This is a genomic window from Kitasatospora indigofera (genome assembly GCF_014655955.1).
GTDB classification, from domain to species: Bacteria; Actinomycetota; Actinomycetes; order Streptomycetales; family Streptomycetaceae; genus Kitasatospora; species Kitasatospora indigofera.
This window is the reverse complement of sequence record NZ_BNBO01000014.1, coordinates 137,517-164,053: the sequence shown is the minus strand read 5'-3', so window position 1 is coordinate 164,053 and position 26,537 is coordinate 137,517. Positions and strand designations below refer to the sequence as shown.

The window sequence follows — 26,537 nt, the reverse complement described above, 5'->3', positions numbered from 1 at the left end:
TCTGGCGTTGACTTTTGGCACGCTGTTGAGTTCTCAAGGAACGGACACTTCCTTCGAGCCACTCTTGTGAACTCTCCGGGCGCTTCGTTCTTTCGTGTTTCCAGCTTAGCAGATGCTTTCCGCTCCGTTTTCCGGAGTTTCGCTTCCCTGCCTTGCTTTCCTTCGACCTTTCGGCACTCCCAGACTCTATCAGAGTCTTTCGTGTGTCCCGGCCTTCAGGAGGCTTTCGCCGGCCCGACCTGACGGTCCGTCCGACGCCTCAAACTCTAGCCCAGCCCCGCCCCGAAAGGCGAATCCAAGCCAATCCGCTAAACACACACACGCCAATTAACCGCACAGGAATACGCCGAAGCGAAAAAACCCATGACGATGCGATGGAAGGTGGTTCGTGGAGTGGCCGCCCCGGGACCGTCCGCGCTGACTGCGTGTCCGGTGCTCCCTGCCGAGCGACTAGTCAACACTACGCGCAGCGGGCGGCTGAGGCAAACGCCCCGGCCGGACGGTCCTGCTGCAACCCTCCCGGGCCGCCTTCACGTACTCGCCGTTCGGGTGGTCGTTCGAGCTGACCCGGTGTCGGGCCTCGGTCTCGGGCTGTCCGCCCGCCATGTGCCGGCGGACGAGCCGCTCTTCCCGGACGGTGTCCTCGGCGTCGACGTACCAGAGTTCGCGGAGCAGGGCACGGGCCGCCGGCCAAGGGGTGTCGGCCGAGGAGAGGTAGTTGCCCTCGGTGATGACGAGCCGGGTCCGCGGGGTGATCAGGTGGCGGGCCGCCACCGGCTCGTCCAGCTCGCGGTCGAAGTCGGGGACGTAGATGTCGTGGAAGCGGTCCTCGGCGACCCGGCGGAGCAGGGCGGCGTACCCGTGGGCGTCGAAGGTGCTCGGGGCGCCCTTGCGGGAACGCAGGCCGAGGCGGTCCAGCTGGGCGTTGGAGAGGTGGAAGCCGTCCAGCGGGAGGTAGGCCGCGGTGTCGGGGCCCTCGGAGCGGCACACCTCGGCGACCAGGTGCCGGGCGAGCGTGGACTTGCCCGCCGCGGGCGGACCGGTGAGGCCGAGGATCACCCGGCTGCCGCTGCCCCGCCCACGCAGCAGGCCCGCGGCCAGCTCCGTCAGATCGCGCGGATCGTCGTGGGCCTGCGGGTGGCCGTCCGTCGCCGGACCGGCCGGCGGCGCTGCCGTTTCGGTGTTCAGCGTGTCGTCGTGCATGGGCGCACCCTACTCAGCGCACCCGGTGGTGCGGCCGCCGGTGGGCCCGGCGGTGCGTCGTGGAGCCGCCTCCCGCTCCTGGTGCGCCGGCGCGCGGGCCGGTCAGTGCCCGCGCTCCGCGAGGGCCGGCACTTCGAGGGTCAGCGCACCGGCGTCGGCGTCGAGCAGGGCGGGCACCCCCAGCGGGACGGTGAGGCTGGAGGAGCCGTGGCCGAAGCCGAGCTCCCAGAGGACCGGGACGCCGAGCGGCCCGAGGCGGTCGAGCATGACCTCCCGCACCCGTTCGGGCCGACCGCAGCCCGACCAGGAGCCGAGGGCCACGCCCGCCACACCGTCCAGCGCTCCCGAGCGCAGGAGCTGGGTGAGGATGCGGTCGAGCTGGTAGGGCTGCTCGTTGACGTCCTCCAGGACGAGCACCGCGCCCGCGAAGGACGGCCGGGCCCCGGGGGTGCCGCGCTCGGCGGCCAGGACGGAGGCGCAGCCCCCCGCCGTGATCCCCCGGGCCCGCCCGGGGACGAGGGTGCCCGCGGTGGCCGAGGTCAGGACGGTCGCGTCGGCCGGCCGGAAGAGCGTGCGGCGGAGGTGCTCGGCGGTCGGCCCGTCGGACAGGAAGGTGGCGGCGGAGGCCATCGGCCCGTAGAGGGTGGCCACTCCGAGGCGCTGGGCGAAGGCCTCTTGCAGGGAGGTCACGTCGCTGTAGCCGACGAGCACCTTGGGGGGTGCCGTCCGCAGGGCGTCCCAGTCGAGCAGGTCCACCATGCGGTGCACGCCGTACCCGCCACGGGCGCAGACGACGGCGGCGATCGTGGGGTCGAGCCAGGCGGCCTGGAGGTCGGCCGCGCGGTCCGCGTCCCGGCCGGCCAGGTGACCGAGGGTGGGGTGGGTGTCGAGGACGTGGGGTGCGACCTCGACCTCCAGCCCCCAGGAACGCAGGACGGCGCAGCCCGCGGTGAGCCGCTCCGGGTCGACCGGGCTGCTGGGGGCGACCACCGCGACGCGGTCCCCGGGGCGGAGGTGCGGGGGGCGGGTGAGTGCCCGCAGCGGTCCGGCCGGCGGGTCCGACGGGTACTGCGGCGCTGCGGGCCGGACCGGTCCGGCCGTCCGCTCGGGCGGGTGCTGAGCCATCGCCTGGTCCTCCCCGGTTGGTGTGTCCGACTGACCAAGGTATGCCCGGCCTGGCTCAGGCCGATCCCACGGCTCCCATCGCGGCCCGTACCTCGGCCAGGGTCGCGTCGGCGACGGCGTTGGCGCGTTCGGCGCCGGCCCGCAGGACCTGGCGGATGTGGCCGCGGTCGGCGGCGAGTTCGGCGCGGCGGGCCCGGATCGGCCGGAGGTGTTCGTTGACCGCCTCGGTGACGGTGCGTTTGAGGGCGGCCGCGCCGCCGTCGCCGATCTCCTCGGCCAGCTGTCCGGGGTCGCGGTCCTGGCAGAGGGCGGCGAGCAGGAGCAGGCCGGCGACCCCCGGCCGCCCGGCCGGGTCGTAGGTGATCCGGCGGTCGGCGTCCGTGGTGGCCCCGCGGACCAGGCGGGCGGTCTCGTCCTCGTCGGCGGCGAGCGCGATGGCGTTGCCGCGGCTCTTGCTCATCTTGCTGCCGTCGGTGCCGGGCAGCAGCGGCGCGGCGGAGAGCAGCGCCCGTGGGCGGGGGAAGATGCCGGCGCCGTAGCGCTCGTTGAAGCGGCGGGCGACGGTGCGGGCGACCTCCAGGTGCGGCAGCTGGTCCTGGCCGACGGGGACCAGGTCGGCCTTGCAGAAGAGGATGTCGGCGGCCTGGTGCACGGGATAGGTGAACATCAGGCCGCTGACGGCGGACTGCCGGGAGTGCGCGATCTCGTCCTTGACGGTGGGGTTGCGGCCCAGTTCGGCGATGCTGACCAGGCTGAGGAAGGGCAGCAGCAACTGGTTGAGGGCGGGCACGGCGCTGTGGGCGAAGATCGTGGCGGATTCGGGGTCGAGTCCGGTGGCGAGGTAGTCGATCACCAGGTTCTCGCTGTGCTCCGCGAGCCGGTCGGCGATGTCGCGGTCGGTGATGACCTGGTAGTCCGCGACGACGACGAACAGTTCGGCGCCCTGCCGCTGGAGCCGGACGCGGTTGCGCAGGGTGCCGAAGTAGTGGCCCAGGTGCAGGGGCCCGGTGGGGCGGTCGCCGGTGAGGACGCGGCGGCCGGCCGGGTGCTCCGGGTCGGTGCCGTGGTCGGCGGCGGTCGCGGGCCGGGCGGTGGTGATGGTCACGGGGGTCTCCTCCGGTGGTCGCCGCCGTCCGGGCGGGCGTTGCACACGGGAGGAAACGCGGCAGGGCCGTCCGGAACGGACGGCCCTGGTCATGTCTGGGGTGGCCGTCCTAGGACGGCCACCAGCTCAGGCATGCGAAGCGCTTCATGGCGTCGAGCATAGGGGAAGGCGGGGCGCGGCGGGGGTGGACCGGGCGCGGTCAGTCCTCCACGACGAGGGCGGGGGTGTCCTTGCGGAGCGTCTCGCCGCGGAAGAACTCGGGCCGGTAGACGCTGTACCAGACCATCAGGACGGCGCCGAGCAGCAGGATGCCGACGCCTATGACGAAGACGGAGCCCATGCCGAGCACCGCGCCGCCGCCGTACCCGGTGTCCCAGGCGTCGGTGAGGGTCTTGAGGAAGACGCCCGCGAGGAGCAGCCCGCCGAGGAGCGGGGCCAGGCCCTTGAGCACCAGGTCGCGCAGGCTGCGGCGGAGTTCGCGGCGGAAGTACCAGACGCAGGCGAAGGCCGTCAGCGCGTAGTAGAAGCAGATCATCAGACCGAGGGCCTTGATGGTGTCCTCGACCACGTGGTCGCTGATCAGCGTCATGCCGACGTAGAAGCCGGCGGTGGCGACGCCGGCCGCGACGGTGGCGTAGCCGGGGGTGCGGTGCTTGGGGTGGACGCTGCCGAAGCGCGGCGGTACGGCCTTGTAGGCGCTCATCGCCAGCAGCGTGCGGGCGACCGGGATGAAGGTGGTCTGCAGGCTGGCGGCCGCGCTGGCGACGACGGCGAGGAAGAGCAGGATGCTCCACGGGGTGCCGAGGACGGGCCGGGCCAGCGCGGCGAAGACGTTGTCGGCGGTCTCGGGGTTGCCGAGCCCGGTGCCGGTGCTGCCGACGCCGGCGAACATCTGCGCGGCGACGGCGACCAGCAGGTACGAGGTGACCAGGGTGACCATCGAGATCATCGCGGCCCGGCCGGGGGTCTTGGCGCTGCCGAGGGTCTCCTCGTTCATGGTGAGGCAGGTGTCCCAGCCCCAGTACATGAAGATCGACAGGGACAGGCCGGCCGTGAAGGCGCTGAACGAGCCGACCTCCAGCGGGTTGAGCCAGCTCGGGGAGAAGCCCACCGAGTGCGGCAGGTCGCCGGCCGCCGCCTTGACGATGGCGATGCCCGCGAACAGCAGCAGGACGGCCAGCTGGAGGCCGACCAGGCTGTACTGGAACCACTTGGTGGCGGTCATGCCCCGGTAGCTCATCGCGGTGGCGCCGGCGATCAGGGCGACCACGGTGAGCAGGTGGACGGCGGTGTTGTCGCCGAGCCGGGCGACGGCGTCGCTGCCGGTCGTCTCGCCGAGCATCAGGTAGAGGAAGTCGGTCGCGACCCCGGCCAGGTTGGACAGCACGATGATGGTCGCGACGGTCAGCCCCCAGCCGGCCATCCAGCCGATCCGCGGGCCGAAGGCCTTCACCGTCCAGGTGAAGGAGGTGCCGCAGTCGGGGAAGGCCTTGTTGAGCTCCTTGTACGCGAAGGCGACGAGCAGCATCGGCAGGAAGCCGGCCAGGAACACCGCGGGCATCCGGACGCCGACGGCGGTGACGGTGGGGCCGAGGGTCGCGGTGAGGCAGTAGACCGGGGCCACCGTGGAGACGCCCAGGACGACGCTGCTGAGCAGTCCGACGGAGTTGCCGCGTAGGCCCTTGTCCCCGGCGGCGCCGGGGGCCGGCCCCGGACCGGGGAGGTCGCCGGTGGTGCCGATGGCCGGGACGCCTGTCGGGAGGACGGGCGTCGTTGCCCGTCCGCTGCTTCCGTGCTCCGAGAGCTGCTGATCAACCACCTCGGCACCCTAAGTACGGGTTCCGGTTCTGGGTAGGCCTGACCTGCGTGATCTGAGCCACTGGCTTTGATTCAAGCGCACGGATTGGACTTTGAGTGCCATATCCATGGATCATCAGTGACAAGCCCTTCGTTTCGAAGGAATTTGGCGGCTTTGATTTTTCCGTTACGTACTGGTTTGAGACGATTTCTCCCCTGCGCGCGAGGCCGCCGGTCGGCCGCCACCCCGCCGTCGGATAGGTTTGCCTCACCTAATCAACCTCCGGCGGAAACCGGGCGACGCCCCCTGCCCGCTCGCCGCCGGCCGTCGCCGTAGGAGCGCTCGCGTGGCCCCCACCCCCGCCGACCGGACCACCTCCCCCACCTCCCGGCGGAGCTTCCTCGCCGCCGGGCTGACCGGCGGGGCCGTCCTCGGCCTCGGCGGGCTGCTCGCCGCCTGCGGCAGCTCCACCGGCGCGACGGACGCGGCCGCCCCGGCCGGCGGTGCCACCACCGGGGCCTCCCCGGACCAGAAGTCGGTCAAGCAGGGCGGCGACGACTACGCCACCGTGATCGAGCAGATGAAGGCCTTCGGCACCGACGCCGCCCCCGGCGTCTACCCCCGCACCGTCAAGCACGCGCTCGGCGAGACCGTCGTCCCGGCCAGGCCGGTCCGGGTGGTCGTCCTGGACACCGGCGAACTCGACAACGTGGTCGCGCTCGGCATCCAGCCCGTCGGCGTGGTCTACACCGACGGTTCCAAGACCATGCCGTCCTACCTCAAGGACAAGGTCGGCAGCCCGGCCAACGTCGGCACCATCAACAGCCTCAACCTGGAGGCCATCGCCGCGCTCAAGCCGGACCTCATCCTCGGCAGCCAGCTGCGCGCCCAGGACCAGTACGCCTCGCTGTCGAAGATCGCGCCGACCGTCTTCTCGATCCGCCCCGGCTACCCCTGGAAGGAGAACTTCCTGCTGAACGCCAGCCCGTTCGGCCTCCAGGAGGAGGCCAAGGCACAGCTCGCCGCCTACCAGGCCGCGGCAGGCGCGGTCGGCGCCCGGCTCGGCGACAAGAAGCCCACCGTCAGCCCGCTGCGCTTCATGCCCGGCAAGACCCGGCTCTACGCCGGCCTCTCCTTCATCGGCACCATCCTCGCCGACATCCCGGTCCCGCAGCCGAAGATCGAGCAGGTCAAGGAGCTCGCGGTCGAGATCAGCCCCGAGCAGATCGACAAGGCCGACGCGGACTGGGTCTTCTACGGGGTGTACGGCACGCCCAGCTCCACCAACCAGGACGCCGTCCTGGGCGGCGCGCTGTGGAAGACCCTCGGCGCCGTGAAGTCGGGCCAGGCCAGGCCGGTCTCGGACGAGACCTGGTTCCTGGGCCTGGGCGTGCTGGCCGCCCACGCCGTCCTGGCCGACCTCAAGGGCTTCGTCGCCCCCGGCGCCTGACGCCCCCGGGCGGCGCTCCCTGGGAAGGCCCGCCCGGCGGGCCGGGGAGGCGGAGGGCCGGACCGGGGTACGAACGGCCGTCCCGGCCCGGCTTCGCCGGCTCCCCGCCCGCCGGTCCTCTTGGAGCTTGATCCCGGGGTGCGGCAGGATCATCCGGACCGCACCTCGGAGGGCCCGCGCCGATGATCCCGCTCGACCAGACCGCAGCCGACCGTCCCCTGTCCGTGCCCGCCGGTCACGGACCCGGCGCCGAGTGCTCCGTCACCGCCGGAGCCACCGACCCGGCCGCCGGGCACCGGCCCGCGGGGCCGGCCCCGGCCGACACGGTGCCGCAACCCCGGCCGGCCGGTGGGAGCCAGGCCGCACACCCGCGGGGACGCCGGACCGAGCAGGTCGCCCGCCGCAGCGGCGGCCCGCAGGACGACGGCGCGGCCGGCCGCGGCGAGACCTCGGGGCCCCGCGACACCACGGCGGACAACGACACCACGGCGGAGAACCTGCGGACCGGGCTCGGCGCCAGGCTCCGGACGGCCTACGAGCAGGGCGCGACCCTCGCCGACCTGGCGGTGGCCTGCCGCCGCACCACCGCCGAGACCAGAAACCTGCTGCTGGCCGCCGGGGCCGACCTCTCCCGCCGGGCGCAGCTGCCGGCGGAGGGAGCGGCGGCCACCCGGCCCGCCCAGCAGCCGGGGCAGCGGACGGACCGGCCGGCGGACCGGTCCGAGGAGCGGCCGGCCGTACGGGACGAACGGCCTCCGGCGGCCGGCCGCCCCGCGCGGGGAGCCCGGTCGGCGAACCGCCGGGCGCCCGCCGTACCGCCCGCGACGGCCTCCCCCGCGCCGGGACCGGCGCCCGCGAAGCGTCCCTCGCCCGCCCGCCGGCTGAGCCGGCTCCACCCGCGCCCGCAGCAGGACACCAGCACCCCGCCGCCGCCACCGGAACGCCCGCTCACGCCCGTCGGGCCGGAGCCGGTCTCCGAAGCCCCGCTCGGCATCCTGATCGGCGGGACCCCCAACCTGCCCGAGCCCGAGAACCGTCCGCAGGAGCGCCGGTACGTGCTGGCCGAGGCCCGGATGATCCGGCCCGGTCGCGGGACCTGCCTGGTCGTCCTCCCCTCCTGGCGGCCCGCCATCGCCGTCTCCGTGCCGACCGAACAGCTGCTCGCCGCGACCGGCCTCGACCACGGCCAACTGCCGTGCGCCGTACTGTCGGTGTTCATCAATCCGGAGGCCCTGCACGACCGCGAGCTGGGTCTGCACGGCTGGCGCGTGCGGCCCGCCAAACGCGGCGGCGCCCGGAACCGGCCGGACTGAGCCGCCCGCCCACCGACACCACGGCGACACCCCGGCGGCGCCCCGGCGGCACCCGGCCGGCGCGGCCCGGGAGATCCGGCGGCGGCCGGACGGGGGCTTGGGCCGGGTTGGCGCCCGGGCCGGTGCCGGCGCCCGCCACCTCAGACGTCGGTGCCCTCCCGGGCCTGGCCGGCCGCCGTACTCCTCGCCGCGTCCGTGCTGTTGCCGGTCCCGTTGGGAACGTAGCCCAGGTCGACCGGCTCGACCGGCGGGAGCGAACCGGGCGACCCGTCCCCGGGCCATCCCTTCGCCCGCACTCCGGCCAGCAGGGCGGGCAGTTGGGGCGGCCAGACGGCGTCGGCCCGCTCGTCCGCGAGGTCCGCCGCGGTCCACCAGCGCCAGCCGAGAATGCCGTCGGTGGCGTGGACGTCGCTGACGTCGCCCAGCGGGCCGCGTCGCGGACCCACCGTCAGGAAGATGTGCTCGTGCTGGCGGACCGGAATGCCGTGCCAGGTGAAGTCGTGCTCCCAGGTGCAGAGCAGCGGCCCGGGCACGAGGTCCGTCCAGCCGGTCTCCTCCCACAGCTCCCGCCGCGCGCCGTCGACCGGGCTCTCGCCGGGCTCGATGCCGCCGCCGGGCGACGTCCAGTGCACGCCGACCTCGACGTTGTCGGAACGGAGCAGGAACACCGAACCGTCCTGGTCCAGCACCACCGTTCGAGCTGCCTGCCGGGGAGTCCGCTCCCGCCCACGCCTCAGGATTCGCATCGGGTTTCGCATCGGGTCACCCTCGCAGAGGCGGCCGATGCCGTCGAGCCGGTTCGACCCCGGCCGCCGGTGCAGCGGCGCGACAAGGGCCCGGCCGGTCCGCTCCGGCCGCCCGGTGGAAATCACAGCCGGACGCGGGCCCGGTCCGTACGCTGAGCCCCATGGCCGTACCCGTGATCCTTTTCCCCGCCGATCCGCTCGCGCCGCGGCGGCCGGACCCGCACTACGCCTGGGAGGCCCGACTGCTCCGGGAGTTGGGCGGCGACCACGCGCTGGTGGACCATGACGCGCTGCTCGCCGGGGACCCGGAGGCGGCCGTCCGCCGGGTGCCGGCCGGGATCGGCCCGCTCTGGTACCGCGGCTGGATGATCCCCGGTGACACGTACGCCCGGTTCGCGGCCGCACTCGACGCCCGCGGCGGCACCCTGCTCACCAGCCCGGCCGGCTACACCTCCGCCCATGAACTCCCCGGCTGGTACCGGGTCTTCGAGGGTGCGACGCCGGCCAGCGCGTGGATCCCGCTGGCAGCGCCGGGCCGAGCACCACGGACCGAGCAGCTGGCGGCCGCCGCCGGGCGGCTCGGCGGGACGGGCGCGGCGATCGTCAAGGACTACGTGAAGTCCCGCAAGCACGAGTGGGCGGAGGCCTGTTACGTCCCGGAGCTGGCCGATCTGGCCGCGCTGGAGCGGGTGGTCTCCCGGTTCGTGGAACTGCAGGACGACTTCCTGGCCGGCGGCGTGGTGCTGCGACGCTTCGAGGACTTCGCCCGGACGGCCGACGGCCGGGCGGCGGAGGCCCGGGTCTGGTGGCTGGACGGCGATCCGGTGCTGGTCGGCCCGCACCCGGACACTCCCGGGCACAGCCCGGCCCCGGACCTCACGGACGTCCGCCCACTGGTCCGCGCCCTGGGCTGCCGCTTCGTCACCACCGATCTGGCCCAGCGGGCGGACGGCTCCGCATGGCGGGTGGTGGAGGTCGGCGACGGCCAGGTCAGCGACCTGCCGCCGGGCGTGGACGCCGCCGCCCTGCTGTCCTCGCTGATCGCGGCCTGAGCGACCGCCGACCGCCGGTCACCGCCCGCCGGCTCCCCCGCCGCGCCGCCCGGAGCGGGGGTGCCGGTGCGCCCGGCAGCGCCGGGGCCCGACCGGCCGCAGCCTGCCGTCAGCCTCGGCCGACCGGCTCCGGGGCGGCGTGTGCGTCCGCGACGAACGCCTGCCAGAGCGCCGTGTAGGTACCGCCCTTGGCCAGCAGCTCCGCGTGCGTGCCGTCCTCGACGATCCGGCCGTGGTCGAGGACGATCACCCGGTCGGCCCGCTCGGCCGTGGTCAGGCGGTGGGCGATGACCAGGGTGGTCCGGCCGCCGCTCAGCCGGTCGGCGGCGTGGTTGACGGCGGCCTCGGTGGCCAGGTCGAGGGCGGCCGTGGCCTCGTCGAGGAGCAGCACGTCCGGGTCGACCAGCTCGGCCCGGGCCAGGGCGATCAGTTGGCGCTGCCCGGCCGAGAGGTTGCGGCCGCGGCCGGAGACCTCGTGGTCGTAGCCGCCGCGCAGTCCGGTGATCATGTCGTGCGCGCCGACCGCCCGGGCCGCCGCCCGCACCTCGGCGTCGCTCGCGGACGGACGCCCGTACGCGATGGCCTCGCGCACCGTCCCCGCGAAGAGGTACGCCTCCTGGGGCACGACGCCCAGCCGGTGCCGGTATCCGGCGAGGTCGTACCGGGTGATGTCGACGCCGTCGACCCGGACGGTGCCGCCGGTCGCGTCGTAGAACCGGGCGACCAGCTTGACCAGCGTCGACTTGCCGGCACCGGTCTCGCCGACCAGGGCCACCGTCTGCCCGGCCGGGATGTGCAGGGTGACGTCGGAGAGCACCTCCGGGTTGCCCGCGCCGCCCCCGTTGTAGGCGAAGCCCACCCCGTCGAAGTCGATCTCGCCGCGCAGCTCGGTGACCGGCACCGGGTGCTCGGCGGTCGCGGTGTTGGTGGGGGTCCGCAGCAGTTCGCGGATCCGGCCCAGGCCGACCGCCGCCTGCTGGTACCCGTCGAAGACCTGCGAGAGCTGGTTGACCGGCGCGAAGAACAGGTCGATGTAGAGCAGGTAGGCGACCAGCGCACCGACCGTGAGCGTGCCGGCCTCGACCCGCGAGGCGCCGGCGATCAGCACCAGGGCGGCCGCCACGCTGGAGAGGAACTGCACGAAGGGGAAGTAGAGCGAGATGTAGAACTGGGCCCGCACCCGGGCGTCCCGGTAGGCGATGCCCCGGGCGACGAAGCGGGTGGTGTTGGTGTCCTGGCGGCGGAACGCCTGGACGATCCGCATGCCCGCGACGTTCTCCTGCAGATCGGCGTTGACGGTGCTGATCAGGTCGCGGGAGATCTCGTACTGGGCCTTCGACTTCCGGCGGAAGACCAGGGTCGCCACGATCAGGAACGGCAGCACGGCGAAGACCACCAGGGCCAGCCCGGCATCGATGATCAGGAGTGCGGCGAAGATCCCGAAGAAGGTGAGCAGGCTGACCACGGCGGTGACGACGCCGGTCTGCAGGAAGCTGGTCAGCGAGTCCAGGTCGGTGGTCATCCGGGTCAGGATGCGTCCGGACAGCTCGCGCTCGTAGTAGTCCAGGCCGAGCCGGTTGAGGTGCGCGAAGATCTTGATCCGCAGGGTGTAGAGCACCCGCTCGCCGGTGCGCCCGCTGACCCGGCTCTCGCCGGCCTGGACCAGCCAGTCCAGGAGGACCACCAGCAGCGCGGCCAGCGAGGCGACCGCGACACCCGTCATCGCGGCCTTGCTGACACCGTCGTCGATGCCGTGCCGGATCAGGATCGGCAGCACCAGGCCGGCGCCGGCGTCCAGGGCCACCAGCAGCAGGGCCAGGGTGAGCGGACGGCGGAAGGGGGCCAGCATCCGGCGGAGGCTGAAGTCCGGGTCGCCGGCCTCGGCGTCGGCGAGTGCGACGGCCGGTGTGTCGGTGGCGGGCGGCAGCTCGGCCACCTTGCCGAGCAGCTCGGGGCTCGCCGTCCGGGCGGCCTTGGCGAGGGCCTTCGTGGGCGGCGTCCGGGTGAACGGTGACGCCTCGGCCGCTGTCCCGGCCGTTGGCCCGGCCGTGGACAGTCCGGCCGTGGACAGTCCGGCGGGTGACGGCCCGGCCGTGGACCCGGCTGCCGGCAGCCCGGCAAGCGGGGTACCGGCAGGCGCCGGCGCGACGGGCGGGGTGGTGGCGGTGGACGCGGTGGCAGGAGTCATGGTGTCCGCGCCGTCCGGCCCGACCACGCCGTCGGCGGCGGGCGCCGGGGACCGGCCGGCCTCCGGGTCGGAGATCAGGGCCCGGTACTGGGGACATCGCCGGTCGAGTTCCTGGTGCGTACCGATGTCGACCAGCCGGCCCTGGTCGAGGACGGCGATCCGGTCGGCCAGCTGCAGCGTGGAGCGGCGGTGGGCGATCAGCAGCGTCGTCCGGCCGGCCATCACCGAGCGCAGCGCGTCGTGGATCTCCGCCTCGATCTGCGGGTCGACGGCCGAGGTGGCGTCGTCGAGCAGCAGGATGCGCGGGTCGGTCAGGATCGCCCGGGCCAGCGCGATGCGCTGACGCTGACCGCCGGAGAGGGTCAGGCCCTGCTCGCCGACCTTGGTCTCGTAGCCGGCGGGAAGCGCCCGGACGAACTCGTCCGCCTGGGCGATCCGCGCGGCGGCCTCGACCTGCTCGTCGGTCGCCTCCGGCCGCCCGTACGCGATGTTGGTCCGGACGCTCTCGGAGAACAGGAAGCTCTCCTCCGGCACGATGCCGACGGCCGCGCGCACGGAATCGAGGGTGAGGTCGCGCAGGTCGTGCCCGTACAGGCGCACCGAGCCCGCCGACGGGTCGTAGAACCGGGGGACGAGCTGCGCCACGGTGGACTTGCCGGACCCGGAGGAACCGACCAGCGCCAGGGTCTCACCGGGGGCGAGCCGCAGGCTGAGGCGGTGCAGGACCGGGGTCGGATGCTCCGGGTCGTAGCGGAATTCGACCTGGTCGAACTCCAGGGCGAGCACGGCGGACTGCCCGGCCGCCACGGTCGGGGCCGCGCCGTTGGCCGGGTCGCCGTCCGGGCCAGGGCGGCCTTCGGTGTCCCGGCCGTCGTCGGTGTCCCGGCCGGCCGGGGTGGCGGGGCCGTCCGGGGAGCCGGTGGCCGCCACGGACCGGTGGGTGAGGTCCAGCGTGACGGCGCCGGGCCGCTCCTGGACCAGCGGACGCTCGTCGATCAGCTGCAGCACCCGCTCGACGCCGGCCCGCGCCTGCTGGCCGACGGTGATGACCATGGTGAGCATCCGGACCGGGCCGGTCATCTGCGCGACGTAGGTGGAGAAGGCCACGAAGGTGCCCAGCGAGACCTTGCCCTCGACCGCCAGCCAGCCGCCGAGGGCCAGCACGGCGACCTGCGCGAGCGCCGGAATCGCCTGCATCGCGGGGTTGTAGCGGCTGGTCAGCCGGATCGAGCGCAGCCGGGCCGCGAACAGGTCGCGCGAGGCCGCCTCCAGCTTGCCGAGCTCCTGGGCCTCCTGGCCGAAGCCCTTCACCACCCGGACCCCGCCGACGGCCTCGTCGACCACGCCCGCGACAGCCGCGGCCTCCTGCTGAGCGGCCCAGGTCGCCGGGAACAGGCGCTTGCGGCTCAGCACCGACACCCACCACAGGGCGGGGCCCATCACCAGGGCGATCAGGGTGAGCGGGAGCGAGAGCCAGAGCATCACCGCGAGGGACATCAGGAACATGACGACGTAGCCGGTCATCATCGGCAGCATCGAGAGCAGGCCGTTGATCAACTGCAGGTCGGAGGTGGCCCGGCCGACCACCTGGCCGGTGTCCAGGCGGTCCTGCCGGTGGCCGTCGAGCCGGCCGAGCGAGCGGAACAGGTCGCTGCGCAGGTCGTGCTGCACGTCGAGGGCGAGCTGGCCGCCGTAGTAGCGACGGATCTGGGTGCACACGAAGACCAGCGCCGCCGCGCCCAGCAGCGCCACGGCCCACGGGGTCAGCGAGCGGGTGTGAGCGGTGATCACATCGTCGATGATCAGCTTGGTGATCAGCGGGACGAGGGCCGTCACGGCCATGCCGACGAGTGAGGCGCCGAAGGACAGCAGCACGCTGCGGCGGAACCGCCAGCAGTAGCCGACGAGCCGCCGCAGCCAGCCCTGGCCGGCCTCCTCGGAGGCCGCCGAGCCGGGTCGGGCGGAACTCGGCCCGGGTCCGGTGGAGGCCTGGCCGGGTCCGGTGGAGGCCGGTCGGGTGGAGGTCGGCTCAGCCGGTGCGGGCCCGGTCGGGCCCGCGCCGTCGGGTGCCGGGCCGGTCGACGCCGGGTCCGTCGACGGGGCCACCGGAGCGGGGGCGGCCGATGTCCGGGCCGCCGAATCGGCGGAACGACCGCCTCGCATGCTGCCGCCCCGGGGTAGCTCCGCCGTAGATCCGTGAGTGTCAGACATATTTAGGGATACTAACCATTCCGTCGCGTGGCCGTCCAAGCAGATTCGGCCGGTCCGGAGTCCCGGCAGCCCGACCAGGCCCGTCGGGCCGACGGACGCACCAACAGTCACCGGGCGCCGCTGATTCCTTCAGCGGCTTTCCCACCAGCCTGAACGATGCGCACCCGGACGCGCACCGGCCCGGCGGCCCCGGCCCGGCCGCCCATGGTCCTAGGACTCCCGTCCGGACCGGGCCGTCCCGAGCGGCACCGCGCCCCCATGTCACCCTGCGGCGCCAGGGGCGATCGCGCATCCCACAGTACGCAGAACGCTGCCAGGTGGTGAGAATGCCGACGGCCGATGCGGGCATCCGGAGGCAGGGCGGGCGGGGCCCGCGGCCCAGCCTTACGCGGCCCGGCGGTCCGAGCGCGGCGGGAACCGGAGACGCCGGGGCAGGGGGGCGGCGGGGCGGCGGGGCAGCAGGGCACCAGGGCAGCGGGGCGCGGATGGCCCAGCACCTCGAACGGCTCATGCATCCGATTCCGGCAGATCCGCCGGACCGACCCGGGCCGCGGGCGAACCGGCCCGCCCCCGCCGAACCGACCCGGCGGACCAGCGGACCAGCGGACCGGCGGACCGGCGGACCGGCGGACCGGCGGACCGATCCAGCTTCCCGGCGGACCGACCAGAGCGTCAGGCCGCGCCGGGCTTGCCCGCCGATCGGGCGGCGGCCGCGAAGGCCCCCTGGGCCAGGCTGTGCAGCAGCGCCGCCATGCTGTCGCGGGGCAGCCCCGCCCACTCGCCCTGGGCCACGTTCGGACCGAGGCTGTGGGGGGTGGAGTTGAGCAGCCCGAAGACGGCGTGCACGGCCGCCCTGGCGACCGGCTCCTCGTCGGGGCCGGCCAGCGCCGGGAGGGCCTGCCGGACGACCTCCACCCAGAGTTCGAGGTAGCCGCGCTGCAGCCGCCGGACCCGGCGGCGGTCCTCTTCCTTGAGGTGCAGCAGTTCACGGTCGTGGAGGGTGATCAGGTCACGGTCGTCGAGTGCGAAGTCGACGTGTCCGCTGATCAGGGCGTCCAGGACGCCCTGGGCGCCGGCGTCGTCGCCCGTGCGGTCGCCCGCCCGGCGGCGGCCCTCCTCCAGGAGTCGCTCGCTGATGCCGACCAACAGGTCGGCGAGCATCGCGTCCTTGCCGGCGAAGTGTCGGTAGAGGCCGGGGCCGCTGATCCCGACCGCCTTGCCGATCTCGTCCACGCCCACCCCGAGGAATCCCCGGGCGGCGAACAGCCGCGCGGCTTCCTTGCGGATCTGGTCACGGCGTGGGAGCGCGGCAGTGGCTGGGACGTTCGACATGCTGCCCATCGTAGACAGTCGGGTTATCGAGCGTTAACCTGACTGCTGGAGTTAACGCTCATTAACTTGGGGGTTGCGCGGCCCACCCGGCCCGCCGCCCACCTGGTTCCGGGGGCAAGGGAGCTCTTGGGATGGTCTTCTCAACCGTCGGTGCATCGACCGGCGCATTCGGCAGCCCGAACGTCGGCCCGGCGTCGCGCCCATCCACGGCGCCGCCGGGCGGACCTGGCGGCGTTGGCGGACCGGGAGGTACCGGTGCCTCCGGAGGTACCGGTGGAGCAGGCGCAGCCTCGGCTCCGGCCCCCCGGCTCGCCAGCGCCGCCGACCCCGGCTCGGACGCCTACCGGTCCAACACCGCGGCCCACCGGGCGCTGGTCACGGAGCTGCGCGACAAGCTTGCCACGGCGGCGCTCGGCGGCGGGGCCAAGGCCCGTGCCCGCCACACCGCGCGCGGCAAGCTGCTCCCCCGCGACCGGGTGGACACCCTGCTCGACCCGGGCTCGCCTTTCCTGGAGCTGGCCCCCCTGGCCGCCGACGGGATGTACGACGGGGCCGCGCCGGCCGCCGGCGTCATCGCGGGCATCGGCCGGGTCGCCGGGCGCGAGGTCGTCGTGGTGGCCAACGACGCCACCGTCAAGGGCGGCACCTACTACCCGATGACGGTGAAGAAGCACCTGCGGGCCCAGGAGGTGGCGCTGGAGAACCGGCTGCCCTGCATCTACCTGGTGGACTCCGGTGGCGCGTTCCTCCCGATGCAGGACGAGGTCTTCCCGGACCGGGACCACTTCGGCCGGATCTTCTACAACCAGGCGCGGCTCTCCGCCGCCGGGATCCCGCAGATCGCGGCCGTGCTCGGCTCGTGCACCGCGGGCGGCGCGTACGTCCCGGCGATGAGCGACCAGGCGGTGATCGTCCGCGAACAGGGCACCATCTTCCTGGGCGGTCCGCCGCTGGTGAAGGCGGCGACCGGCGAGGTGGTCACCGCCGAGGAACTGGGCGGCGGCGACCTGCACTCCCGCGTCTCGGGCGTGACGGACCACCTGGCCGAGGACGACACCCACGCGCTGTCCATCGTCCGGACCATCGTGGCCGGTCTCGGCCCGCGGGCGGCCAGGCCCTGGCCGCTCTCCCCCGCCGAACCGCCCGCGGTGGACCCGGCCGGACTCTACGGAGCCGTACCGGTGGACCCGCGCACGCCGTACGACGTGCGCGAGGTGATCGCCCGGCTGGTGGACGGGAGCCGCTTCGCCGAGTTCAAGGCCGAGTACGGTGCCACCCTGGTGACCGGCTTCGCCCGGATCCACGGCCACCCGGTCGGCATCGTCGCCAACAACGGCGTGCTGTTCGCCGAGTCGGCCCTCAAGGGCGCCCACTTCATCGAACTGTGCGACCAGCGCGGCATCCCCCTCCTCTTCCTGCAGAACATCACCGGCTTCATGGTCGGCCGGCAGTACGAGGCCGGCGGGATCGCCAAGCACGGCGCCAAGATGGTCAACGCCGTCGCCTGCACCCGGGTGCCCAAGCTGACAGTGGTGATCGGCGGCTCGTACGGAGCCGGCAACTACTCGATGTGCGGCCGGGCGTACTCACCCCGCTTCCTCTGGATGTGGCCCGGGGCCAAGATCTCGGTGATGGGCGGCGAGCAGGCCGCCTCGGTGCTGGCCACGGTGCGCCGCGACCAGATGGAGGCGCAGGGCGGCGAGCCCTGGGCGGCCGAGGCCGAGGAGGAGTTCAAGCGGCCCGTCCGCGAACAGTACGAGCGGCAGGGCAACGCGTACTACGCCACGGCCCGGCTCTGGGACGACGGGGTCATCGACCCGATGGACACCCGGACCGTGCTCGGCCTCGCGCTGACCGCCTGCTCCAACGCGCCGCTGCCCGCCCCCGGACCGTACGGCGTCTTCCGGATGTGAGCCGGATGTGAGCCGGCCGGGTCCACCCGGCCGGCCGGCGACCTGGCCCGCTGGCCGGCCGCCCCGTCCCGCCCCTCCCCCTCGTACGGCCCCTTCGACCCGGAGGAACCCCTCCCATGTTCGACACAGTTCTGGTCGCCAACCGTGGCGAGATCGCCGTCCGGGTGATCCGCACCCTCAGGCGGCTCGGCGTACGCTCCGTCGCCGTGTTCAGCGACGCGGACGCCGACGCACCGCACGTCCGCGAGGCCGATGTCGCCGTGCGGCTCGGGCCGCCCGACCACAGCGACAGCTCGGCCGCCGAAACCTACCTGCGGACGGACCAGATCCTGGCGGCCGCCCGCCGTACCGGTGCGCAGGCCGTCCACCCCGGCTACGGCTTCCTCGCCGAGAACGCCGCCTTCGCGCGGGCCTGCGCCGACGCCGGCCTGGCCTTCATCGGACCTCCTCCCACGGCCGTCGAGCTGATGGGCGACAAGATCAACGCCAAGGAGGCGGTCCGCGCCGCCGGCGTGCCGGTGGTACCGGGCAGCCAGGACGCCGCTCCCGGTGACGCCGAGCTCACCGCGGCCGCGGAGGCGATCGGCTACCCCGTGCTGCTCAAGCCCTCCGCCGGCGGTGGCGGCAAGGGCATGCGGCTGGTCCGGGACCCGGCCGACCTCCCGGCCGAGATCGAGGCCGCCCGCCGGGTCGCCCGCACCGCCTTCGGCGACGACACCCTGCTGCTGGAACGCTGGATCGACCGGCCGCGGCACATCGAGGTGCAGGTGCTGGCCGACGCCCACGGCCGCACCGTCCACCTCGGCGAGCGCGAGTGCAGCCTGCAGCGCCGCCACCAGAAGCTGATCGAAGAGGCACCCTCCGTCCTGTTGAATCCCGAGACCCGCGCGGCCATGGGCGCGGCAGCCGTCCGGGCCGCCGAGGCCTGCGGCTACACCGGGGCCGGCACCGTCGAATTCATCGTCCCCGGGCTCGACCCGACGGCCGACGAGCCGCCCGCCGGCGTTCTGGACTTCTTCTTCATGGAGATGAACACCCGGCTCCAGGTGGAACACCCCGTCACGGAACTCGCGATCGTCGTGGGCCGCGACACCGCGGACCCGCGACGGCTGGACCTGGTCGAGTGGCAGCTGCGGATCGCCGCCGGCGAGCCGCTCCCGTTCGACCAGCCGGACATCTCCTTCCTGGGACACGCCATCGAGGCCCGGATCTGCGCGGAGGACCCGGAGCGGGACTTCCTGCCGACCGGCGGCCGCATCCTGCTCCTGGAGGAGCCGCAGGGCGAGGGCATCCGGGTCGACTCGGGCATCGCCCCGGGCAGTGAGATCGCCAGCGCCTACGACCCCATGCTGGCCAAGGTGATCGCGTACGGGCCCGACCGCCCGACCGCCCTGCGCCGGCTGCGCAGCGCGCTCGCGGACACCCGGATCCTCGGGGTCACCACCAACACCGGCTTCCTGCGCCGGCTGCTCGCACACCCCGACGTCGTCGCGGGCCGCCTCGACACCGGCCTGGTCGAACAGACGGCCCAGCAGAACCCCGTGCTGCTGGCCTCGCCGTACTCCCCGGCCGGTGCCGCGGCCGAGCCCGCCGGTGCCGCCGGCCCGGCCGCCGCCCCAGGTGCAGTGCCCCCCTCCGGCACTGCCTCCTCGACCGACGCGGCCGGCACCGTGGCCGGCGCGGACCTCGGGGCGGTCACCCCGCCGGGTGCCACTCCCTCCGTGCCGCCGACGTACCTCCTCTACTACGCGGCCGCTCTGACCCGGCAGCTGGAACTCACCCCGCCGCCGGCCCAGGACGGCTGGACCGACCCCTTCTCCCTTCCGTCCGGCTGGCGCCTCGGCGGCGAACCCGCCTGGACCACCCACCGGCTGCGGGCCCCCGGCCAGGATCCCGTGTCGGTGAGCGTGCGCCCCGTCACTGCCGGCAACGTAGCCGAGGCCACTGACAATCCTTCAGGCGGTACGCCTGACCTGCACATTCGTATCGGTGACGGGCCTGTCCACCGGGCCCGGGCCGCACAGTCCGGCCGGCGACTGCACCTCACGGTCGACGGCCTGCAGACGACGTTCGCACACGCCACTGACAATCCGGCGGGCCAGCCCGCCGCCGGACCGGTCACCTGGCTGGGGATCGACGGCGACGCCTGGGCCCTGCACCCGTACGACCCGGTCGGGGACCGGGCCGCGGCCGGCGGGGCGCACCACGGCGCGCTGACCGCCCCGATGCCCGGCACCGTCACGGTGGTCAAGACCTCGGCCGGCGAGCAGGTCCGCCGGGGCCAGCCGCTGCTCGTGCTGGAGGCGATGAAGATGGAGCACGTGATCGCCGCACCGCACGACGGCACGGTGAGCGAACTGCGCGCCGTCGCGGGCGCGACGGTGGCGATGGAGGAGCTGCTGGTCGTCGTCACGCCGGACGACGAGCCGGCGCCCGCCCCCGTCGGGGTGACCTCGTGACCGCCCCCGGGCACGAGCCCGACGCCCTGGATCTCGGCCTGCCCGCCCCCGTGCCGGACCCGGACCTGCCCGTCGAGGTGCGCATCCACGAAGTGGGCCCGCGCGACGGCCTGCAGAACGAGAGTTCGCTCGTCCCGGTCGAGGTGAAGGCCGAGTTCATCGCCCGGCTGGCCGCGGCCGGCCTGCGGACCGTCGAAGCCACCAGTTTCGTCCACCCGAAATGGGTTCCGCAGCTCGCGGACGCGGAGGACCTGGTGCCCCGGCTGGCCGGCCTGCCGGCCCGTCACCCCGGCCTGCGGCTGCCCGTCCTGGTCCCCAACGAGCGCGGTCTCGACCGCGCGCTGGTCCACGGCGTCGGCGACATCGCGGTGTTCGCCAGCGCCACCGAGACCTTCGCCCGGCGCAACCTCAACCGGTCCGCCGACGAGGCGATGGCAATGTTCGAACCGGTGGTCCGACGGGCCACCGGGGCCGGGCTGCGGGTGCGCGGTTACCTCTCGATGTGCTTCGGCGACCCGTGGGAGGGGCCGGTCCCGCCCGAGCAGGTGATCGGCTTCGGAGTCCGCCTGCTGGAGATGGGCTGCGAGGAGCTGAGCCTCGGCGACACCATCGGCGTCGCCACCCCGGGCCAGGTCGGCGCCCTGCTGGAGGGCTTCGCCCGGGCCGGGGTACCGGCCGGCCGGCTCGCCGTGCACTTCCACGACACCTACGGCCAGGCGCTCAGCAACACGCTGGCCGCCCTGCGCGCCGGGATCACCACGGTGGACGCCTCGGCCGGCGGCCTGGGCGGCTGCCCCTACGCGAAGAGCGCCACCGGCAACCTCGCCACCGAGGACCTGGTCTGGATGCTGCACGGCCTCGGCATCCGGACCGGCGTCGACCTCCGCGCACTGGTCGGGGCCAGTGCCTGGATGGCCGACCGGCTCGGCCGCCCCAGCCCGTCCCGCACCGTCCAAGCACTCGCCGGGGGCCGGGCCTGACCCAGGCCCCGGCCTCCGCCGCCCCGGAGCCGGACCGGCCGCACGGCCGGGCCGGCTCTCCGCCCGACCCGGTACGCCGGTCACACCATCGGACCGGCGCCGGCCATCCACTCACGCCCGCGGCCACCCCGGCCGGGCCCCAGGAGGATCACCATGCTCGATCACCGGCTGGATTCCGAGTACGAGGAACTGCGCCGCACCGTCGCCGAATTCGCCCAGGACGTGGTCGCCCCGAAGATCGGGGAGTTCTACGAGCAGGGTGAGTTCCCGTACGAGATCGTCAAGGAGATGGGGCGGCTCGGCCTGTTCGGCCTGCCCTTCCCCGAGGAGTACGGCGGCATGGGCGGCGACTACTTCGCCCTCGGCCTCGCCCTGGAGGAGCTCGCCAGGGTCGACTCCTCGGTGGCGATCACGCTGGAGGCGGCCGTGTCCCTGGGCGCGATGCCGATCTACCGGTACGGCACCGAGGAGCAGAAGCGCGAGTGGCTGCCCCGGCTGACCTCCGGTGAACTCCTCGGCGCCTTCGGCCTGACCGAGCCCGAGGGTGGCTCCGACGCCGGCGCCACCCGCACCACGGCGCGCTACGACGAGGCCACCGACGAGTGGGTGATCAACGGAACCAAGTGCTTCATCACCAACTCCGGCACCGAGATCACCGGTCTGGTCACGGTCACGGCACTCACCGAACCGATCACTCGTTCGAGTGAAGAGGCTGGAAAGCTCTCGCCACAGCGGGAGATCTCCTCCATCATCGTGCCCACTGGAACGCCGGGCTTCCAGGTGTCGAAGAAGTACTCCAAGGTCGGATGGAACGCGTCCGACACCCGCGAACTGTCCTTCACCGACTGCCGCGTCCCCGCGGCCAACCTGCTGGGCGAGCGCGGCCGCGGCTACGCCCAGTTCCTGCGGATCCTCGACGAGGGCCGCATCGCGATCGCCGCCCTGGCCACCGGCCTGGCCCAGGGATGCGTCGACCAGTCACTCACCTACGCCGCCACCCGCCGGGCCTTCGGCCGCCCGATCGGTGCCAACCAGGTCATCCAGTTCAAGCTCGCCGACATGGAGATGCGCGCCCACACCTCCCGCCTGGCCTGGCGGGACGCCGCCTCCCGGCTGCTGCACTCCGAACCGTTCAAGAAGGAGGCGGCCATCGCGAAGCTGTACTCCTCGGAGGCCGCCGTCGACAACGCCCGGGAAGCCACCCAGATCCACGGCGGCTACGGCTTCATGAACGAATTCCCGGTCGCCCGGTTCTGGCGCGACTGCAAGATCCTCGAAATCGGCGAAGGCACCTCGGAGGTCCAGCGCATGCTCATCGCCCGTGAGCTCGGCATGACGCCCTGACACAGCCCCACCATCCGCTCCGCCGAAGCGACCTCGCGTCAGGCCGGAGCATTCCCGGCCGGCCGGCGGCTTCAACTCCGGCCGCCCGAGCGCCCAAAGGCCACAGGCCGGTGGCCGACCCCCTCAGGTCGGCCACCGCCCGGGCACTGAAGTCACGTCAAGGAATGACAATCACCGGACGGTTGGCCCGGCGTGCCAGCCTGCCCGAAACCGAACCGAAGATCTTCCCCAGCAGACCGTGCGTGCTGCCGACGACGATCGCGTCAGCCGCGTACTCCCGGCCGACCTCCTCGATCTCGTGACAGATGTCGCCTCCGCGCTCCACCAGGATCCACGGCACCCCCGAAAGGAAGTCCGCGCACGCCAGCTCCAGGCCGATGACCTCCGTCCGGTGGTCCGGCAGGTCGACGAAGACGGGAGGCTCGCACCCGGCCCAGACCGTGGCCGGCAACCGGTTCGCCACGTGGACGATCACCAGGCCGCACTGCGAACGGCGGGCCATCCCGACCGCGTAGGCGAGCGCGCGCTCGCTCGACAGCGACCCGTCGAAGCCCACCACCACACCGTGCTGGAAGACGGGGTCGCAGGGTCGTACGGACTCGTCCTGGGACAGCGGCAGGCCAGGGCTGCCGGCCGTGTCGGAGATGCCCGAACGATCGGCGTCCGGCCCGATGCGTTCGGTCACCGCTCGCTCCGTACGGTCCCGGTTGTCCTCGCGCCGCTGGCGGGGCCGCGGCCAGCCACGGCGCACGATGTCCCGCGGCCGGGCAAGGGGGAGCTGTCCGCCTTCCGGGCCACCGGGCCCGCCGGAGCTGCTGGAGCCGCCGACCAGGCGCGCGGCGTCATCCGCGTCGACGGGTCGGGAAGTGTCATAACCAGCCATGGCTCAAAGCTCTTCGCATGAGATGGGCCGACAAGGGAGGACAACGCTGCCCAGGCAGCAGGCCCGCCCACGGCACGACATCGGACTGTGCCGAGCACCACCGTATGTGACCTGTTCCTTTCAGAGTACGACGGCCAAGGAGTCCGGCCCACCGGCAGAGCTCCTGAACGACAACGTTCCCGCTAATGGAGGGGGGCGCACCAGCACCGCCCAGCGCCCCTTTGCGCAGGCGTTCGCACCCTCGTACGGAAAGAGGTTCCCTGGAGCTTGACTGAGGAGTCGCGGCTACGCAACAGGCCGGGCACACACCGTGACCGGACTGTCATAGAGCGGAGGCTTCGGCCGCCCCTCCGACCGCCCGCCGGCGAGTTCGGGCCCCTTGCACCCACGCCCACTGCCCCGCCTTCCGACGTGCCCGAACAGGCCGAACAGGCCGAACAGGCCGAACAGGCCAACGTCCAACACGTCCGACACGTCCGACACTCGGCGACCCATGCCTCCTCGCCGGCGCCGAACGCCCGGCAGTCGGCGCCCGGCACTCGGCACCCGGCGGCCGTCACCCCCGCCTTCGCGGCGACACGGCACCCACGGAGCACTCCCGCCGGACGTCCCACTCCCCCGTCCGCTCCTCGCCCTTTGCGGGCCCACCTCGCCCGCCCCCACCCGTGCCCCGCCTCAGCAGGCGCGCCCGCACGCGCCCGCCTGCACGGGTATCCGCCTCGGGTTCGGGCAGTCCCGGCCGCCCGGGTCCCGCCCGACCCGGGCAAATGTGCCTGTTTCAGCCAATTCGCACCAGTTCGCGACGGCAGTTGGCAATTGCCAGGTGCATACCCAGTCGCACTGGCAGCATGCAGGACATGCCGCTGCTCCTGTTCGACCTCGACAACACCCTGCTGCCGCGGGACGCGGCCTTCAGGGCCTGGGCCCACGACTTCCTGACCGAATTGGGGCTGCCCCCCGCCGAGCTCGACTGGCTCGCGACCATCGACGGCGGCGGGTACGTGCCGCGGAGCACCGTACTGTCAGCGGCCCGGCGTCGCTACGGGCTGGACCACTCCATCGACTCCCTGCTCGCCCACTACCGACGCGGCATCAACTCCCACATCCACTGCCCCACCCGGCACATGGATGCCCTGCGCGCGGCCCGTGCCGCGGGCTGGACCCTGGGGATCGTCAGCAACGGCGGCACCCGCCCCCAGCTGGAGAAGATCCGCAACACCGGACTCGGCCCGCTGGTGGACGGCTGGGTCATCTCCGAAGAGGCCCAGTGCCTCAAACCGGATCCGCTGATCTTCGAGATCGCCGCCCATCGATGCGGCGTGGCGCCCACCGGGGACTGGGCCTCGGACACCTGGATGATCGGCGACCACGCCCCCGCCGACATCGCGGGAGCGGAGCTGGCCGGCCTGCGCAGTGTGTGGCTGCACCACGACCGTCCCTGGTCGGAGCCCGGTTACCGTCCGACGCTCAGCGCCCGTGGGCTCCCGGAGGCCGTCGGGCTCGTCCTGAGCGCCGCCAACGCCCCCGGTCCCCGGGTGGGCAGCCGTCCGGCCGGCCGGCCCGTCGCCCGGCGAGCGTCCGCTGCGGCCGCCCGAACGGCTGTGGACGCACCGCTCACCCCGTTCACCGAGGAAATCGCCGAGGAAGTGGAGGCAATCACCACGTCGAGCGCCCCCGGGCCCGCGGCTGTCCGAAACCGGCCGGCTACCGCCGTGGGTGTCGCGGCCGGGACCAGCCGTACCCCGGAGGCCGGATCGTCGGCCACGGCAGGGCCGAGGCCCCGGACCCGATTTGCCGTACCGGCGTCCAGTGCCGCCGTTCTCGGTACCGTCGGCGCGCCCGCGGCGGCCCTGCTGCCGGCCCATGGCGGGCTCGTCCCGACGGCTTCGGCCCTGCCCTCCGGCGGTGCACCCTCACCGGGCGGCGCGGCACCTGTCCGGGCCGGCCTCGCAGCCTCAGCGACCTCAGCGCCCCCGGCCGGTGCGGTCGCCCCGGCCGGCCCGACGCCTACCCCCGCCCCCAGCCCCGCCGCCGCCCCTGCCGTCCTCCAGGCCGTAGCTCCCGGGGCCCGGGCGCCCAGGGCCGCCCGACCGAGGGCCGGTCGTGCCGACGCGGGCCCGCTTCCCTTCGAGCCGTCCGCGGACTACGCCTCGGAGGCCGCCGGGTAGCCCCACCAGCGAGTGACACCGTGCTCCACGAAGCCGAGCTTCCGGTAGAGGGGCTCGGCGAGCAGGGTGGAGACCAGCGTGGCCGGCCTGTCCGGGTGCGCCGCCAACGCCGTCTCCAGGAGCGCCCGAGCCACCCCGCGGGAGCGGTGGGCGGGGAGGGTTGCCACCCAATACACCCCCACCGTCCCACCGTTGTCGTACGTCAGGCAGGCACCGGCGTCCTGCCCCTCCACCCGGGCCAGCCAGGCCCGGATGCCCGGTTCACCGAGCAGGCTCTCCGGCAGCATCCCGCCCCGGGTCACCGGTTGGTGCGCGGGGACGGGAAATCCCTCGACGACCGTCCGTTCCACCGATGCCAGCAAGTCGCCGTCGCATGCCTCATCAACCGTCAGTTCGTTTCCGTACCGCCACCGGCCGCCGAGGCTCGGCGTCGCACCAGGTTCCGCACCACCAGTAGCACGAGCACCGCCAGCACCACGAGCACCACCGACCCCACTAGAAAGGGTGCCCGGCTCGCGGACCATCACCGCCATGCCGAGGCCGTGCACGCACCCGAGGCGGGCAAGGTCCAGGGCCCCGTACGGATCCTCCAGGCAGAGCCGGGTCGTGCCCCAGGTCCGGAGCAGCTCGGCCAACTCCTTCTCCAAATCGGCCGGTTCGCCGTACGGCCGGGTCACCACCACGCGGTGGGCGTCGGTGGTGGTCCGGGCACACCGGACGGCGGTGAAGCCAGGCCGGTCGAGGTGTTGCCAGTCGTGCACCCGGGCCTGGGCGAGCCAGAAGTCGGCGGCGTTGTCGTTGGCCTGTTCGAGGCGGCTGTACGTCTCCACCGCTGGACCATAACCGGGCGGGCCCAACAGGCGTCCCACCCCCTTCGGCACTGTCCCCAGGGGGTCGGACGGGCGCACACTTCTACTGTGCGCGCCCCTCGTGTGCACCGCCTATTTTCGGTCAATCTCGTGCCCGTCGAACCCTCTTGGGCAAAGTCGCAGCCCACGGCAGCCGGCCGGGCCCGGCAGGGTCCACCGCCCCTGGAAAGGTCGTGCGACAACAAGCCACCGCTGCGCCCGCCCCCTTCCCAGAAGGCTCGACGGGTGCCACGCTTCGTGATCGAATGCTTCACGCCAAATTGCCATGTCGACATAGCGTCGGATGGTGAACTTGTCACAACAGCAACGGTCCACCCAGTAGATTCGATCTTGGCTAGCAGTGCCGCACCACCACACCACACCACCGAGGGGGCTTGAGCGCCTTGAGCAGGGTGAGC

17 protein-coding genes are annotated in these 26,537 nt (G+C 73.5%); 8 read left to right on the top strand and 9 right to left on the bottom strand.

What is annotated here, in order from left to right; all coding sequences use genetic code 11:
- Positions 1-450: 450 nt before the first annotated feature.
- The 4 genes from IE329_RS15495 to IE329_RS15480 form a co-directional block, all read right to left on the bottom strand.
- Positions 451-1,203: a nucleoside/nucleotide kinase family protein gene (locus tag IE329_RS15495; RefSeq protein WP_190211437.1), complete on the bottom strand. Its 753-nt coding sequence runs from the start codon at positions 1,201-1,203 to the stop codon at positions 451-453.
- A gap of 102 nt (positions 1,204-1,305) precedes the next feature.
- Positions 1,306-2,328, bottom strand: coding sequence for a S66 peptidase family protein (locus tag IE329_RS15490; RefSeq protein WP_190211436.1), 1,023 nt, complete (start codon positions 2,326-2,328; stop codon positions 1,306-1,308).
- A gap of 55 nt (positions 2,329-2,383) precedes the next feature.
- Positions 2,384-3,427 (bottom strand): tryptophan--tRNA ligase, encoded by a 1,044-nt coding sequence (gene trpS / locus IE329_RS15485; protein WP_373311198.1) that lies wholly within the window; start codon positions 3,425-3,427, stop codon positions 2,384-2,386.
- A 205-nt stretch (positions 3,428-3,632) separates the two neighbouring features.
- Entirely contained in the window at positions 3,633-5,174 is a 1,542-nt protein-coding gene (locus IE329_RS15480; protein ID WP_190211455.1) for an APC family permease, read from the bottom strand.
- Between the two features lie 403 nt (positions 5,175-5,577).
- Here IE329_RS15480 and IE329_RS15475 point away from each other — a divergent pair, with 403 nt between their 5' ends.
- A complete protein-coding gene (locus IE329_RS15475) occupies positions 5,578-6,681 on the top strand; it encodes an ABC transporter substrate-binding protein (protein WP_229927461.1) in 1,104 nt (367 codons plus the stop codon).
- 182 nt (positions 6,682-6,863) lie between these two features.
- Positions 6,864-7,994 carry a hypothetical protein gene (locus tag IE329_RS15470; RefSeq protein WP_190211434.1) on the top strand — a complete coding sequence of 377 codons (1,131 nt, stop codon included), beginning with the start codon at positions 6,864-6,866 and terminating at the stop codon, positions 7,992-7,994.
- Between the two features lie 140 nt (positions 7,995-8,134).
- Here IE329_RS15470 and IE329_RS15465 read toward each other — a convergent pair whose 3' ends face one another.
- Positions 8,135-8,740: an NUDIX hydrolase gene (locus IE329_RS15465; protein WP_190211433.1), complete on the bottom strand. Its 606-nt coding sequence runs from the start codon at positions 8,738-8,740 to the stop codon at positions 8,135-8,137.
- 161 nt (positions 8,741-8,901) lie between these two features.
- On the opposite strand from IE329_RS15465, the gene IE329_RS15460 reads away from it, so the two are divergent.
- Positions 8,902-9,792 (top strand): ATP-grasp domain-containing protein, encoded by an 891-nt coding sequence (locus tag IE329_RS15460; RefSeq protein ID WP_190211432.1) that lies wholly within the window; start codon positions 8,902-8,904, stop codon positions 9,790-9,792.
- Between the two features lie 109 nt (positions 9,793-9,901).
- On the opposite strand, the gene IE329_RS15455 is transcribed toward IE329_RS15460, so the two are convergent.
- Positions 9,902-13,897, bottom strand: a complete 3,996-nt coding sequence (locus IE329_RS15455) for an ABC transporter transmembrane domain-containing protein (protein WP_190211453.1) — start codon at positions 13,895-13,897, stop codon at positions 9,902-9,904.
- A gap of 966 nt (positions 13,898-14,863) precedes the next feature.
- On the bottom strand, positions 14,864-15,523 hold the full coding sequence (locus IE329_RS15450; protein ID WP_190211431.1) for a TetR/AcrR family transcriptional regulator: 660 nt from the start codon (positions 15,521-15,523) through the stop codon (positions 14,864-14,866).
- 131 nt (positions 15,524-15,654) lie between these two features.
- Here IE329_RS15450 and IE329_RS15445 point away from each other — a divergent pair, with 131 nt between their 5' ends.
- The 4 genes from IE329_RS15445 to IE329_RS15430 all read left to right on the top strand — a co-directional run bounded on the left by IE329_RS15445 (position 15,655) and on the right by IE329_RS15430 (position 22,219).
- Entirely contained in the window at positions 15,655-17,436 is a 1,782-nt protein-coding gene (locus IE329_RS15445; protein ID WP_229927459.1) for a carboxyl transferase domain-containing protein, read from the top strand.
- Positions 17,437-17,552: 116 nt separating this feature from the next.
- On the top strand, positions 17,553-19,895 hold the full coding sequence (locus IE329_RS15440; protein ID WP_190211430.1) for an acetyl/propionyl/methylcrotonyl-CoA carboxylase subunit alpha: 2,343 nt from the start codon (positions 17,553-17,555) through the stop codon (positions 19,893-19,895).
- A 26-nt stretch (positions 19,896-19,921) separates the two neighbouring features.
- The gene (locus tag IE329_RS15435; protein WP_190211452.1) at positions 19,922-20,875 is read left to right on the top strand and encodes a hydroxymethylglutaryl-CoA lyase; all 954 of its coding nucleotides are present in this window, start codon (positions 19,922-19,924) and stop codon (positions 20,873-20,875) included.
- A 153-nt stretch (positions 20,876-21,028) separates the two neighbouring features.
- Positions 21,029-22,219 carry an acyl-CoA dehydrogenase family protein gene (locus IE329_RS15430; RefSeq protein ID WP_190211429.1) on the top strand — a complete coding sequence of 397 codons (1,191 nt, stop codon included), beginning with the start codon at positions 21,029-21,031 and terminating at the stop codon, positions 22,217-22,219.
- A 157-nt stretch (positions 22,220-22,376) separates the two neighbouring features.
- Here the strand turns inward: IE329_RS15430 and IE329_RS15425 are convergent, their stop codons facing one another.
- Positions 22,377-22,865: a universal stress protein gene (locus IE329_RS15425; RefSeq protein WP_229927465.1), complete on the bottom strand. Its 489-nt coding sequence runs from the start codon at positions 22,863-22,865 to the stop codon at positions 22,377-22,379.
- Positions 22,866-23,959: 1,094 nt separating this feature from the next.
- Between IE329_RS15425 and IE329_RS15420 the strand changes: the two genes are divergently transcribed.
- Positions 23,960-25,270 (top strand): HAD family hydrolase, encoded by a 1,311-nt coding sequence (locus IE329_RS15420; RefSeq protein WP_190211427.1) that lies wholly within the window; start codon positions 23,960-23,962, stop codon positions 25,268-25,270.
- Here the strand turns inward: IE329_RS15420 and IE329_RS15415 are convergent.
- Entirely contained in the window at positions 25,246-26,100 is an 855-nt protein-coding gene (locus tag IE329_RS15415; RefSeq protein ID WP_190211426.1) for a GNAT family N-acetyltransferase, read from the bottom strand. The genes IE329_RS15420 and IE329_RS15415 overlap by 25 nt on opposite strands.
- Positions 26,101-26,537 lie beyond the last annotated feature (437 nt).